The 14464-nt window shown below is 61.2% G+C and carries 10 protein-coding genes; 4 read left to right on the top strand and 6 right to left on the bottom strand.

Annotated elements, in window-relative coordinates:
- The first annotated feature begins 87 nt into the window (after window positions 1–87).
- Together FBY36_RS19900 and FBY36_RS21205 are read left to right on the top strand one after the other, a co-directional pair.
- Complete coding sequence (locus FBY36_RS19900) at window positions 88–1038, top strand: TniB family NTP-binding protein (RefSeq protein ID WP_160141916.1); 951 nt, start codon at window positions 88–90, stop codon at window positions 1036–1038.
- Between the two features lie 25 nt (window positions 1039–1063).
- A complete protein-coding gene (locus FBY36_RS21205) occupies window positions 1064–3001 on the top strand; it encodes a zinc-ribbon domain-containing protein (RefSeq protein ID WP_442858266.1) in 1938 nt (645 codons plus the stop codon).
- A gap of 107 nt (window positions 3002–3108) precedes the next feature.
- Here the strand turns inward: FBY36_RS21205 and FBY36_RS19890 are convergent, their stop codons facing one another.
- The 6 genes from FBY36_RS19890 to FBY36_RS19865 form a co-directional block, all read right to left on the bottom strand.
- Window positions 3109–3711, bottom strand: a complete 603-nt coding sequence (locus FBY36_RS19890; RefSeq protein ID WP_142122230.1) for a DUF4230 domain-containing protein — start codon at window positions 3709–3711, stop codon at window positions 3109–3111.
- On the bottom strand, window positions 3708–4073 hold the full coding sequence (locus FBY36_RS19885; RefSeq protein WP_142122228.1) for a hypothetical protein: 366 nt from the start codon (window positions 4071–4073) through the stop codon (window positions 3708–3710). Before FBY36_RS19885 ends, FBY36_RS19890 begins: the two co-directional genes overlap by 4 nt.
- Before the next feature lie 207 nt (window positions 4074–4280).
- The gene (locus tag FBY36_RS19880) at window positions 4281–7490 is read right to left on the bottom strand and encodes a type I restriction endonuclease subunit R (RefSeq protein WP_142122226.1); all 3210 of its coding nucleotides are present in this window, start codon (window positions 7488–7490) and stop codon (window positions 4281–4283) included.
- Window positions 7491–7557: 67 nt separating this feature from the next.
- Window positions 7558–8715: a restriction endonuclease subunit S gene (locus FBY36_RS19875; protein ID WP_160141914.1), complete on the bottom strand. Its 1158-nt coding sequence runs from the start codon at window positions 8713–8715 to the stop codon at window positions 7558–7560.
- The gene (locus FBY36_RS19870) at window positions 8712–10340 is read right to left on the bottom strand and encodes a class I SAM-dependent DNA methyltransferase (RefSeq protein ID WP_142122222.1); all 1629 of its coding nucleotides are present in this window, start codon (window positions 10338–10340) and stop codon (window positions 8712–8714) included. The genes FBY36_RS19875 and FBY36_RS19870 overlap by 4 nt, the downstream gene beginning before the upstream one ends.
- Window positions 10340–12370: a hypothetical protein gene (locus tag FBY36_RS19865; RefSeq protein WP_142122220.1), complete on the bottom strand. Its 2031-nt coding sequence runs from the start codon at window positions 12368–12370 to the stop codon at window positions 10340–10342. The genes FBY36_RS19870 and FBY36_RS19865 overlap by 1 nt, the downstream gene beginning before the upstream one ends.
- Window positions 12371–12629: 259 nt before the next feature.
- On the opposite strand from FBY36_RS19865, the gene FBY36_RS19860 reads away from it, so the two are divergent.
- Together FBY36_RS19860 and FBY36_RS19855 are read left to right on the top strand one after the other, a co-directional pair.
- Window positions 12630–13292, top strand: a complete 663-nt coding sequence (locus FBY36_RS19860; protein WP_142122727.1) for a hypothetical protein — start codon at window positions 12630–12632, stop codon at window positions 13290–13292.
- A gap of 51 nt (window positions 13293–13343) precedes the next feature.
- On the top strand, window positions 13344–14000 hold the full coding sequence (locus tag FBY36_RS19855) for a DUF4352 domain-containing protein (protein ID WP_142122218.1): 657 nt from the start codon (window positions 13344–13346) through the stop codon (window positions 13998–14000).
- Window positions 14001–14464: the final 464 nt, after the last annotated feature.

The raw sequence follows: 14464 nt of genomic DNA, 5'->3' as shown, positions 1-14464 counted from the left end.
CCCCTCCGTGTGCGGAGCGGGCTGGACCTCAAAAACCACCGCGGATTTACAGAAGAGCTCCTAGATCATGGCAGGCGTACTACCCCGGTGAGCATTAACGAATACTTATCCCTGCCTTCGCTCCAAAAGATTGCATTTGACGACATGCGCCGGCGAATCATCACTCGTGGGGTAATGGTCAAAAACGACTCATACCTGAACGTGCAGGGGGTGCTCGCTAGGGTGATGCGCGAACACCAGTATGCCAGCGGTGGCGGTCATGGCGTGCTCGTGACCGGAGACTCATACACGGGCAAAACAACCGTCGCCCGAATCCTGATGCTGGACCTGCTCACACAACGCCTGAATAAGGATCCTCGCTGTGTTGAACGCGGTGAGGTGCCCGTGGCCTACGTGAACCTTCCCTCAACCGGAACACCATTGGGGCTGTATCGAATGATCGCCCAGTTCTATGGGCTACCGATCGGCCATCGCGAAACCGAGGCACGGTTAGAGGGAATGGTTCAGCATGCGATCAACGACTGCCGCACAGAATTGCTCGTGATAGATGACGTTCATAATCTCAAGTACGGCGGAGCGCATTCCCGTAAGGTCAGTGCAGCTATCCGACGACTCGGCGATGACATAGATTGCCCCATACTCCTGATAGGAATCGGGCTGCAGAACACCAACTTGCTTAACGGACCGGAAGGAGCACAGATAGCAGAGCGATACCGGGTGGCGGAAATGGTTTCCTACGAGAAGCGGAGTTCCAAGGGCTGGAAAATGCTCGTCAGCAGCCTTGTCAGCTCGATGCCCCTGTTCGGTGAAAACCAACTTGGGCTAAAGGCCCTAGGCGCTGATTTGCACACACTTACGAACGGCCGAATAGGTGCCCTCAACTCGCTCGTCAGCCGCGCGGCACTGGACCTCATAGATCTTCGAAACCCCGAAGACGAGGTCCTTACATTCGGAATTGCGAAGGATAAAGCGGCAGAAATTGCCGAGGAAAGTCTCTTCAAATCCGCTATGCGGCGCGGAGCGCACATTGGACATTGAAGAAGCCGGCGACCTGCCTCTGACCATGACACCAGTTCCTCTTCCCGGGGAAACTGTCGCAAGCTATGCGGCTCGGTTAGATGCCGCCACTGCCGCCCACCCTGGGCACCTCTGGCGCCTTGCCGTTTCGACCTACAGACAAAACCGAAACCTACCTGCCCGTAGCCGCGTTAGTCAGGAAATTGCAGAGCGCGAAGCATTAGCTCTCTGCCGTAAAGCAGCGGGAAGCCTAGCCGATCGACTGGTACTTCTCGGGAACACCACGAGGATCGTCTGGCACGCATGTCTAAAGTGCAGCAACGGGGCTAGCGTCGCACTCCACCCAGATCGCGGACAACTCGTCTGTCCCGTCCACGAAACATGGACAGGACCTACATTGTTGAAGGGCCGAAATGCACCGCCACCGTGGGTCGTTCCGCCCCCGGCCCAGCAACACTCCCTACCGGTGGACAAAGACATCGTCGAAGCGGCAGGGAGAATTCAAAGCAGTATCACGCTGACGCCAATCATTACGGAAGTGCTGCGACGAGCAGCTTCCGCAGTGCGGAACGATGGTGATGGTGAGCCAAAGCCGGCAGACCTTCCCACAGCGGCAGCAATTCTCGAGACGATCACTGATTCAGCCGTCATTCACGCAGTCTGTGACTTCTCTCGACCCTACAGTGACGCGTACAAAGCAGTCGCTCACAGGATGCATGAGGCCGGAAATCCCGCCTCAGATGCTGGAATAGACCAGGCCTGGTTGATACTCAGATGGACAGCGGCCGCCGCGCGGTGTCGATTCGGAGGTGAATGGAACACAGAAGACCCCCGCCCCCTTCTTGACCCTGTGGAAGCGCAGGCCAGTGCGGGCCCACCTCTGCAACCGTTCCACACCTTCATGGACTGCCTTCGAACACGGCATAGAGACGACCATCAATGGTGGGAAGACCGATACCGGCAGAGGGGAGTCACTACTCGATACCTGTGCCCGGAAGGACACGTCAGCCGACGGCACCCTCCAAAGAACAGTTTCCATGGTCCCTACGATTCCGCCTGCTCGATTTGCTCCGGTCGTAAGGTGTTCCCAGGATATAACTCGCTCGCTGACAGAGTGCCCTGGCTGCTTGACGAGTGGGATCTTGAAGCAGATCACGAAGCAACGCCGTGGACAGTGTCGACGGGCAGCAATAAAGTCGGCCACTGGATTTGCCCGCAGGGTCACCACTACGACGCGATGTTCGCTCAAAGGGCCTTGCGGGGAACCGGCTGTCCCCACTGTGGATTTGGCAAAGTGCTCCCAGGCACAAACGATCTCGCCACGACACACCCCCAGCTAGCAAGTTTGTGGGATCCCGGCAGCAGCAATAAAAAGGAACCGCGAGAAATTACTGCGGGAAACGCGAAAGACCGTATCCACTGGCGGTGCCCTCGAGGGCACTCCTTCGTGAGGACGCCCCTTCGCCTTGTTGCCTCTGGTGGACGTTGCAACGTTTGCGATGGCCGCGTCTTGCTGGCCGGCTTTAACGACTTGGCTACAAAGCGGCCGGATGTCGCGGCACAATGGAACCACGCCCGTAATGGGACACTCACCCCCGATCAGGTCGTGGTCGGGTCAGACATGAAGGTGTGGTGGGTCTGTCCCAGTGGCCATGAATTCGAACGGCGCATTTCAAACCGCTGCAGGTACCCGAAACTCACGTGCCCTGTGGAGACAGGGAAGATCCTGCAGCCTGGGGTATCTGACCTCGCAACACGCGAGCCGTTACTAGTCCGCGACTGGGACCACGATCGCAATGGCTTTGCTTCTGCGGAAGTGGTTCCAGGAACAAGAAGGTATTGGTGGACGTGCCCAGCGGGCCACACGCAACACGTCTCTGTCGTAAACCGGCGCAGGGCAGGAGGATGTACGCGCTGCCCGCCCCACAATCGAGCAGTACCAAATAATGTACGGCAGCACCGCTCTGCTTGGTCCAGCTCTTAGCGGCGCAGGCGCACAGCCCCTCTCGGACGCATAGCGCCACATGCGGGACCCAACTGCTGCCGCCTATTGAATGGCCCCGCACGCCAAGGCGAGCGGGGCCATTCCTTTCAGAGGAAAGTGGCTTCGATTTTCAGGGAGCTGAACATGCCCGTCAACATAGACTTTGTGTTCTCGGCGGCCTGTTGGCGCAGTTTCGATTCCTCCGCTGCAGAGGCCAGTTTCGTCTCGGCTAGCTTGAAGAACTCTGCCTGTTTGGGCGCCTCCACGGCGTCGGCGATCCGGTCCAAGACGCCGCGGTCCTGGCTGAACACATAGGACCGTTCGTGGTCTAAGTTGGGCTTGTCCAGCTGTGGCTCGGGCAACCGAACAGTCACCGACTTCCCGTCGGCTGACAGTGTCAGATCGTTGTCCCCGAAACCAGAGAGATCGACATAGGCGTCGACGGTGCCGGCGGCAACGAACAGGGTCCGTCGTCCGGTAATGAGGGTTGGGATGCCAGCTACGTTGTCCTCGATGTCCAGCACCGTTTCAAAGTTACCTACAGCGGCGTGATATTGGCTGATGTCTTTGATGGACTTCAGTAACGCAGGCTGGCTCCGGTCGGTCCGTTGCGACTGGAACGGGTTGAACCCTGCCATATTCAATACGCCCACGACGGCTAATCCCAGCACGATCGTGCCAACCAGCACGATCACGATGCGCTTGATCATTGGACGTGTGTCCTTTGTGGCGCCCCGGCATTTGCTGCCGAAAGTCGTGCACGGTCCAGTCCTCGAAGGATCAGCTCGCCGGCAAATCCGAGGCCGAGCAGCGTCAGGAGGGTGCCGTTCCGGGCGGAGCTGGCGGCGATATAGGTGTTCTGCGTGGCTGTGATAGCAGCAATATCGTTGGCGTACCAACCGTTGACCACCGACTGCTGCGGGGCTCCCTTTGTTTCCCCGTTATTGACATCGTTCTTGACGCTTGCAGCGGCGAGGTCGGACTTCCACTTGGAAGGGCTGCCGGCGTCGACAGCAGCAGGCCCGGTGCCGACCCAGGTCAAGATGAACAACAATCCGAGGATTGCGCCCAAGACGACACGCGTCAGCTGGATCGGCCCTGCGGACGCTGCAAATCTCCTAATCCGGCCTTTACCTTTGCCGACGTTCACTTGGGGAGCGCTCCCCGGGGCCGGAGGAACGGCGGGGCTGCTGTAGCTTGTAGGCGGATCGTAAGACGACATAGTTTTCCCATTTTCGTGATGTGTTGCTTGCTGCCCATTGGCAGAAAGATGTAGGTGCTAGATGCGGGCGTCAGCGAAACGCGGGGCCATAGACTCCATCTGCTCCATGACCAGCTTGATTGCCTCCGGCTGCTTATCCGGCGGGTACCCAAATCGCACAAGAAGCCGCTTGATCGAGGAGCGAAGCTTCGCCCGCACATCGTCGCGCACGGTCCAGTCAGTACGAACATCGCGCCGCATCACCGAGACTAATTCCCGCGCAATGTCGGCCAGAACGCCTTCGCCCTGGACCTCCACGGCCGACTCGTTCTGGGCTACGGCATCATAAAACGCGAGTTCGTCCGAGTTCAGCGGGGGCGTGAACTGCTCCCCGCGTTTCCCTTCCGCCGCCACCTCACGCGCCAACTCCACCAGCTCAGCGATAACCTCAGCGGACGTCAGCTGCTGGTTCGTGTACTTCCTCATCAGCTCGGTGATCCGTTCGGAGAAGGCCCGCTGCCGGATCACGTTGTTCCGGGTGGATGATGCAGATTCGTCGGCAATCAGCTTCCGCAGTGCTTCGATGGCCAGCTGCGGGTTCCGCGCCCTCTGCGTCTTGGCAATGAACTCGGGCGTCAGGTCATCCAGCGACGGCTTAGGCATGCCGGCGGCATCGTAGATGTCCAGTACTTCGCCGGACGATGTTGCGGAAGCGATTAGATTCCCCAGCAACCGCTGGATCTCCTCCGGCACCGGTTCCCCGCTTGCCTGCCTGTCCGCGGCGTCGTACTTCGCCATCCAAACGCGGATCTCCTCATACACCTGGATCTCAGGACGCAGCTCGGCCAGAGTGTTCGAGCCAGAGCACAGTGCCCACGCCCGCGACAGCTGACCGGAAAACTTGCGGTAATTCCCGGCAAGTGACTCTTCCCCGTCCTGAGGCTGATTACCGGGAGTGGCAGGATTCCGCAGGTAACTGACAGCTCCGGTTACGGCGTTCAGGAAGGCCTTCGGCCCACCCTTCATCAGCACGGATTTCCAGTCGTAGCCCGCCAGCAGGGAGCGCAAGGTCTCCACCAGGGAAACCGTCAGTCCCAGAGCCTCCTCGATGTTCTTGCCCACCGGCTTGTTCGCCTGGTCAGACTGCGTGTACTCGCTCAGTGCCTTGGCAAGGTTCTCGGCCAGGGGCGCGTACGCCACCAGCAGGCCGTCTTCCTTGCCGCGGAACGTGCGGTTGACGCGGGCAAGCGTCTGCATCAGCAGCGCGCCCTTGAGCGGCCGGTCCAGGTATAGGGTGTGCAGCGGAGGTGAGTCGTAGCCGGTGAGCATCATGTCCTTGACGATCACCAGCTCCAGCTCGTCGTCGACGTCCTTGAGTCGCTCCTTCACCTGGGCATTCAGCGAATCGCGACGCACATGGGCGGACACGGGTGGCACATCGGTCGCGTCACCCGAGTAGACCACCTTTATCCTGCCCTTGGACAGGTCGTCCGAATGCCAATCGGGTCGCAGTGCCACGATGGCCGAGTAGAGGTTCGCGCAAATCTCTCGTGTCCCGCCCACGATCATTGCCTTGCCGGGCGCCTCAATGAATTTCAGCATCCGTTCGCGCCGGTTCTCCCAGTGGGTCACCAAGTCCTCGGCGAGGGCAGCGATGCGTTCCGGCGCACCATATACAGCATTGACGACGGCGACGCTCGCCTCAATGCGTGCGCGTTCCGTGTCGTCGAGCCCCAGTGTCAGTTCATCTGCTGACATGTCCAGGTCCTCTTCCGTGACACCTTCCGAAAGCGACACTTTGATCAGGCGGGGCTCGAAGTACACGGGCACTGTTGCGCCGTCTTCCACAGCCCGGGACAGGTCGTAGATGTCGACGTAATCGCCGAAGACCTCCTGCGTGTTCCGGTCGTCAAAAGAGATTGGTGTTCCGGTGAATGCGATCAGCGTGGCGTGGGGAAGAGCGTCGCGAAGGTGCCGGGCGTACCCGTCGAGGTCGTCGTAGTGCGAGCGGTGAGCTTCGTCGACCACCACAATAATGTTGCGGCGGTCAGACAGCAGCGGGTGGTCAGCGCCGGCGTCCTTCTCGGACTTGCTGCGGCTGAACTTTTGCAGCGTGGTGAAGTAGATGCCGCCCGTGGTCCGGTTACTCAACTCGTCCCGCAGCTCGGATCGCTTCTTGATCTGCTTCGGCGACTCGGCGAGGAGCAGGCTGCGGTCGAAGCCCTCAAACAACTGGCCGTCCAGTTCATTCCGGTCGGTGATGACTACAACGGTGGGGTTCTTCAGCTTTGGCTGGCGGGCCACCATGTTCGCGTACAGTTCCATCTCCATGGACTTCCCAGACCCCTGGGTGTGCCAGATGACGCCGGCCTTGCCGTTGCTTTCCACCGCCTGGATGGTGCTGGCCACTGCCTTGGTTACGGCGTAGTACTGGTGCGGCTTGGCAATCCGCTTGGCCAAGCCGCCGGATCCCTGGTCGAACGCGGTGAAGTTGCGGACCAGCTGCAGGAAGCGTTCCTGGTTGTAGAGCCCGTCCAGCGCGGTGTCGAGTGCGGTGACCGCGTCGCCGTCCACCATGTAGCCCTGAGGTACGGGCACGCCATCGTCGTCAACGTTCCACGGTGAGAAGTGATTGAAGGGGGTGAACGGCGTTCCGTACTTGGCCTGGATTCCGTCGGTGGCGACCGTGAACACGCAAAAGCGGAATGCCATGGGAAACTCGCGGAGGTAGGTCTGGAGCTGGGCGTGGGCGCCGGGGAGGTCGGCGTGCGCGCTGCCGGCCTTCTTGAGTTCGATGATGCTGACGGGCATGCCGTTGCAGTAGAGCACCATGTCGAATCGCCGTTTGTAGTCACCCTGGATGAGCGTGACCTGGTTGACGGCGAGCCAGTCGTTCTGGTCCGGTGACTGGCTTAGTAGCCGTATGGTCGGGTTGGCTTCATTACCGTCGGAATCGATGTAGGTCAGTCGGTAGCCGTCGACGAGGCAGTTGTGGATGCGCTGATTCTCGGCCAGCGCGTCGTTCGACTTGGGTGACGCGATTTCGCCCAGAGCCTGCTGCAAATACTCTCCAGGAACCGCTGGGTTGAGCCGCTGGAGGGCGGCAAGCAGGCGGGGCCGGATCAGAAGCTCGGCCCAGGACTCGCGTTCCCCATTGCCCGGTGCAATGGCTTGGCCTTCCAATGGCTTCCAGTCCAGCTCGCCGAGCCGCTTCTTCGCGGCACCTTCCCAATCTGCTTCCGAAAAAGCTACTGCCGGTGCTGTCACGGTGATTCCCCCAAAATCCATCTCGTTGTTTAAGATACTCAGCCTCAGGGCGGCCACCCCGGCCGCCCACCACAAGCGCGCTACACAGTTACGCCCCGGCGTTCTCCAGGACCTTTTCCGCATCCTTAACTCGCAGTCTGCCGGACATGAGCTGGGGGAGGATGCTGTCGCGCGTTTGGGCGAGCTGGGCGTTCTCGCCCAGGGCAGAACTGACCAGCTTTTCCAGCGCTGCTAATGAGTCCTCAAGTCTGCCCGCGTGTTCTTGCTTAATCCCCGGCAGCTGTATCGAGGCAAGCTGTCCCTTATTTATCGACCCGAATATAGTTCCCCCGCCGTCGAAGGGTGCCCAAGCTTCTTTCGACGCCTTGAGAAGGTGAAAGAGGCTGAAGCGTTGTCCCGTAGTGGATCGAACTGAAGCTAAGCCACGACCTATGCACGTTTCCTCTCTTGCGAGATTTACGCGCCCAACTGGAGCTCGGACGCTCAAGAGTGTGTCTCCAGGTTCTGCCAGCCGCAAGGGCGCGGTAGTCCATACTCTGCTGCTCGGGAAGCGAAGCCCGAAATCCCGGACTCCTTGATAGAACACCGTCCCTGCACCTGTTTCATTCAAGTCTGCGCCAAGAGGAGACGAACCCATTACGATGTCGGCGATAGAAGACAGAACAACGGTTACATCGGGATCCAACCAGCGACGCGTCAGTGTCGAACCTACTTCATCGGCGGTCTCTGCGAGCTTGGTATTGGCCGCAATTTTGTCATCCAGTACACCGAGTACCTGAGCGATGGCTTTCTGCTCTGGCAGCGGCGGGCAGGCGAACCTGAAGCGTGCCATCTCAGATGCACTCATGTTAGGTTGGGCTGACTTGCCATGAGCCACGCTCAAAACGTGGTCGAACCAAGGCTCGGAACTTAGAACATAAGCCACAAACCTGGAGTCGAATTCGGGGCCAACTCGAAACCGGATTAGATAAGAGGCGAAAACTGATGGTTCGCTTACCGTGACCCACTGGGACCGACCCGTAGAAGCACCTGTTCTGGCAACGACGATGTCTCCATCTGCCAGCGCATACTTGGCTGATTCTGCTTCGGACGCCGTACAGCGGGGAACGCTAGCCCAGTCAACAAAAGAATCATCTATGTCGGTGATCCGCAGAAATCTGGGGCCATCACCGCCGAGGACAGCTGACGTTGTGAGACCATAATCCACACGCTGACAAACTTGCTTGAGCGAAACAACCGAGTTCACAGGACCCTCCCCAACTGCTCGCGCACCAGGGCAGCCAACCGTTCCGACTCCTCGAATTTCTCGAAAAGGTCCTTCGAAAGCCGCGCGAGCTTCTCCTCGATAGGCTCGCCGTCGTCCTCAACATCGGCCGCCCCAACGTAGCGTCCGGGCGTCAGCGCGTAGTCCGCTGCCTTCACCTCCGAAAGTGAAGCCGAGTAGCAGAAGCCCGCTTCGTCGTCGTACGTCAGCCCTGCTTCAACAGCCGAAGCTGTGCCGCGCCAGGCGTGGTAGGTGTTTGCGATCTTGGCGATGTCGTCGTCGGACAGTGCACGCTCAGCGCGGTCCACCATGTAGCCCAGGTTCCGGGCGTCGATGAAGAGCACCTGCCCGGTCCGGTCCACCGACCCTCGAGAACTCGCCGTCTTGTCCTTCGCGAAGAACCAAGTGCACACCGGAATGCCGGTGCTGCGGAAAAGCTGCGTGGGCAGCGCCACCATGCAGGAGACGAGGTCGGCCTCCACCAGTTGCGCGCGGATCTCGCCCTCGCCGCCCGAGTTGGAGGACATGGAGCCGTTGGCCATGACCACGCCTGCGCTGCCGCCGGGAGCAAGCTTGGAGATGATGTGCTGGATCCAGGCGTAATTGGCGTTGCCGGCCGGCGGGACGCCGTACTTCCAGCGCGGGTCCGACTCCGAGCGTGCCCAGTCTTTGATGTTGAATGGCGGATTGGCCATGATGAAGTCCGCGCCGTTGTTCCCGGTCAGTTCTGGGTGCTGGTCGCGGGCGAACGTGTCGCCCCAGCGCGAGGCCAGATTGGCGTTCAGCCCGTGGATGGCGAGGTTCATCTTGGCCATCCGCCACGTGCGCTCGTTCAGCTCCTGGCCGTAAACGGAGATGTCGGAACCCTCAAGGTGGTGGGCGGCCAGGAACTTCTCCGCCTGGACGAACATGCCGCCCGAACCGCAGCACGGGTCGTAAACCCGGCCTCGGTGCGGCTCCAGCACCTCCACCAGCACCCGGACCACGCCAGCAGGGGTGTAGAACTCGCCGCCGCGCTTGCCCTCGGCCTTGGCGAATTTCTCCAGGAAGTATTCGTACACCTCGCCCAGCAGGTCGCGCGCCTTGCTGGCGCCCTGGCCGGTGAACCGTGCTGAGTTAAAGAGGTCCAGCAGTTCGCCCAGGCGGCGTTGGTCCACGTTGTCCCGGTTGTAGATCTTGGGAAGGGTGGCGGCCAGGCTCTTGTTGTCCTGCATGATGAGTTCCATGGCCTCATCGATCAGCAGCCCGATGGACTTCGGCGCCGCGCCGTCCACTGCGTCCAGGCCCTTGGCGTTCTCCGCGAGGTAGGTCCAGCGTGCCCGGGGGGCTACCCAGAACACGCCGCGGCCGGTGTATTCGTCAACGTCATCGATGAGCTGGGCGATCTGCTCTTCGTTGAGTCCGTCAGCTTCCAGCTCGGCCTGGATCTGTTCGCGCCGTTCCTCGAACGCGTCCGACACGTACTTCAGGAACACCAACCCAAGGATCACGTCCTTGTACTGTGAGGCGTCCATCGAACCGCGGAGTTTGTCCGCCGCTTTCCAGAGCGTGTCTTTGAGTTCCTTCATGGTGGACGGGGCGAGGTCCACTTTCACTTTCGGGGGCATTATGCAGTTCCTTTTTCTGGTACGGCGGTATAAAGGGGGTCTGTCAGGGTCAGGCTTCCGTCCGCTACGCCGTCCGTAATCAGGGTAACGAGTTCTTCCAGCTGTTTGAGTCGTTCGCGAGCCTGGGCCTGCTCGTGTTGCAGGCGGTGCAGGGCGTCGGTGAGCGGCTGGCGTTGGGCTTCGCCTGTGCGGCGAAGCTGCCAGCCCCGCCAGGACTTGTCTGCCGGGTTGAGGGTGTTGATGTTCCGGGCGACGATGGCGGGCAGCAGGCCGCCCGGGTCGCCCTGGTCAATCCTCAAAATCCGCGCGGGAAAGACGACGACGGCGCCGCCGTCTGCATCCACCATCGCCACCGGACGCGGGCTGGTACAGAAGACAATGTCGCCGGCTTCCGTGAGCCGTCCGGCGGGGTAGTTGGCGGCGAAGTCCAGCAGGGTGATGAAGCGGGGAGGTGCGTCGTGCGGGTCCAGCAGTTCCTCCCGGCCAAAGATCCTGCGTCCCGCCGTCTTGTTGATGTGCTGGTCCTCGACCCGGATGCCCTTCACGTACTTCAGGTGCCCCGAGCCCATAAGTTCCGCGACCGAGGCTGGGGTCGGGAATGAGTAGGCGGCCGCGGGCTGAACAGCAAGAAACCTTGCGTTGCTCTCCGTTCCTGTTGCCAGGGCCCGGACGAGTTCCTCGACGCGGAGCGCGGCCTCTGCGCCCGGCGCCGCCGTCGGCCTCCTCTTGGCCGGCCCGCTGACCAGGACGCCGGCTCCCGCGAGCAGAATCCTGGTCTGTAGCAGCCGGGCGAACCGGAAGGAGTGGGCGCGGACTGTGGCGCGGTTTCCCATCGACGCGACGATGTCGCTGATCAGGTCCTGGGTCACGTCGATGGTCAGCGGGGCGGTGGTGAGATCTGCCACCATGGTCCAGCGGTCTGCGATGGGTACGTCGGCAAAAGAGGGCCCCAGCACCCACAGCGCCTGCGGCTCGCGTGGCTTTGCCCGAAGGAGCCCGGCCGTGAGCCGGATGATGGCCCGCACGCGGCCGGACCGCAGCAGGTCGGCGCGTACGTTGCCCGCTTCACCGGCAAGGGCATCAGACAACACCCGGGCGGGTGCGATCACGACCGCGCGTTGGGAATCATCCATTTGCAGCACGATGTTCTCGATGCCGGACAGGATGCCTTTGGTATCGAGGCCGGGTTCGCCGGGCGCGGGATATTGCGCCACGTGGACGGCGGGACCGGTGACTGCGAAGGCCCCCTTGGCGTCTACCCTGAGGGGCCCACTGTCCGTACCGTGCACAGCCAGGCGCCGGCGCACCAAACGCGATGCCCCGCCGACGTAATCCGCTGCCAAAAAGGTGACGGACTCTGACTCGCTGAACTGCTGGGCGATGCTGAGCATGGCATCGCTCCCGCCCGGTGTGGCATCCACGAAGACGGGCCGGCTATCCAGCGTGGCCGCAAGCTCTATGGCTGCGTTACTGACGAGGTTGAGGGCGGCCGCTGTGAGAGCTGTTTCCGCATGCTCCCTCAGGCCCTCCTTGAAGCGGTGGGTCAGAAGTTTCTCAAACGCGGCTGGAGCGCTGTAGGCGCTATCGGCCAGCCTGTCGGCGAAGTTGGCGAGCCCGGGAAGCGAAGATCCCAGGGCCTCCAGTTCCGAATACAGGAACAAATCATCCGGATCTGCCTCATCGGCCTCATCCAAGAGACGAGAAGCACCTAAGGTGCCCAGCACTTGTCCGGAGATTACTTTCAGTGCGAGCAGCGCCGTCAGGCCGTCGAAGGTCTTGCGGCCGTCCCTCAGCGAGCCGCTGCCGGCAGGCGTCGCGTGGACGGCGACGTCGTTCCTTGCCTCAGGATTGTTGCCCCGGCCGGTGGCCTGCAGCCACGCGGTGACTTCGTCGGCGTCGAAGAGTTCGATGCCATTCAAGGTTTCGGCGGGTGCGGGGAATGGCAGGGGCCCTGCGCTGGAGCGTTTCCGCCACATCGAGACGACCGGACGCTGAACCTGTGCGAGGGACGCTATATCCGACAATGTCATTCGCATTGTTGTCGGCGCTGTCTCCATTGCTACCCCCTTTCCATCGGTGCTTTCCCTAAGCCTACTCGAGCGGACCGAAGTTTCCAGATTTGCGCTGATAACCCCCCTTATCAGCTGCTTGCAGCCATGACGAGATCGACCGGTAATAGCTTTTTCCTGCAGCTAGGAGGTGATCTCCAAGCTGTGGCGGCGGCGGGAAACCGCACATTGGGGGGAGGTATCCCGCCGCCGACCTGCAGCACTCATGAAATGGGGAGAAGTGTTTAACAACGACATCGGCCCGGGGGAGATCCAGGGCACTGATCAGGTGTACCAAGCCGGGCATGCGACTCCTGCCCAGGTGGCCAAGCGTGGCCGGAAGAAGCCTGCCCTTCTGGCGGCAGCCGCCGTCGTGCTGTTAGCCGGCGGAACGGCGCTTGGAACGGCATTGCCGGATCCTAAGGAAAGCACCGCGTATAAGTCCCTAGCTGGCGAGAAGTCCACAGTCGAGACCGAGCGGGACGCTGCGCTTTCCAGCTACGCGTCACTCAAAGGCAAGTACGACACCCTGGAGAACGGCATCGCGTCCCGTGAGTCCAAGGTCGCGGCCAGGGAAGCCGAAGTCGGCAAGGCCGATGCTGCCGTGAAGACGGCTGAGGCAGCGGTCAAGGCCCGGGAGGACGCCGTGACCGGGGCCGAAAAGGCGAAAGCGGCTCGCACCGTGGGCGACGGGACATGGACGGTGGGAACCGACATCGAACCGGGCACCTATCGGGCCGCGGCTGCCGTCGGCTCCACCTGCTACTGGGGGATCTACCGCAGCGGCAGCAACGGCAGCGACATCATCGAAAACGACATCCCCGGCGGCGGCCGACCTGTCGTCACCCTCTCGGCAGGGCAGGACTTCAACTCAACCCGCTGCGGCAAATGGGAAAAACAGTAGCCACTGCTACTCCGCAGCATCATCCAATCGCATCACTTGAAAGGCACCATCATGACCAACCAAAACTTTGCCCCTGTCCCGCCGGCTGCCCAGAGGCCGGCAGCCCGGCCGTTTTACAAGAAAAAGCGCTTCGTCGTCCCCGCAGGCGTCCTCCTGGTGGCCATCGTCATGGGCTCCTGCTCCGGCGGAAGCAAGCAGGCCGCGGACTCCAGCCCCATCGCCTCCGCCACGGCCTCCGTTGAAGCGACTGCACCGGCTGCCGCCGCTACGGCCGCCCCGACGGCGGCAGCACCGCCATCGTCCGCTCCTGCCGCTCCCGCGGCGCCTACTGTGGGCGTTCCGTTCTCCGTGAAGATGCGCAACGGCAACGTCGCCAGGATCACTGTCGTGTCCGCGGTCCGCACCGACTCTGTCACCACCGGCGCGTTCGCTACCCCGCCCAAGAACGGCACCTACCTGCTCCTGGACGTGCTCTGGGAAACGGAATCCGGCAAGACGAGCTCCAACCCGCTCTACTTCTCGGCAAAGGATGCCAACGGGCGTAAGGCAGACATGAGCATGTTCGCCGATAACCAACTGGGTTCAGGGGAGGTCCTGCCCGGCGATAAGGCACGGGGCAACATTGCCTTCGATATTGCACCAGGAGCTGCCACCGTCATGATTTCTGATCCGCTGCTCCAGGAAGCTGCACGGATCCAGATTCCGTAATTGACCAGTTCCTGGAACCTCTGATGCGCAACTGGTCGGCTCTCTTTGGGAGGCAGGACACTCACACGAAGCGTCCGATTTGGAGTGTTTCTTCATCGCAAGGGGCGTTGTGGTGGGTGAGCAACCATTCATGGATAAGAACAGCAATTGCGAAGCACGAACAGTGCACCATGACCACGAATCGGACAGGGGAAAAGAGTTGAGACCTAAAGGCGTAATGGAAGCGTTCCGTACACGACGGCACTGCCAGCAGGGATATGATCTCGAACTAATGAAAACGGCTTGCTCAGCTATGGCTGATCGGCGTTGGGGGTTCGTCGAAAGGAAAGGCATGAGTAGGTCCGGAGACCTGCGAGGGCGCCACACGGAGAAAAGGCACTGGGTGCATGGACTTCGCCGCCCTACGCCCATTGATTCTCAACTGTCTCTTGGGCAGGTCGAAAGATAGTGGGTTTTTGGCACAC

Source organism: Arthrobacter sp. SLBN-122 (assembly GCF_006715165.1).
GTDB lineage: Bacteria > Actinomycetota > Actinomycetes > Actinomycetales > Micrococcaceae > Arthrobacter.
Note: the sequence above shows the minus strand (reverse complement) of the source record. Positions and strands in the feature narration are given on the sequence as shown.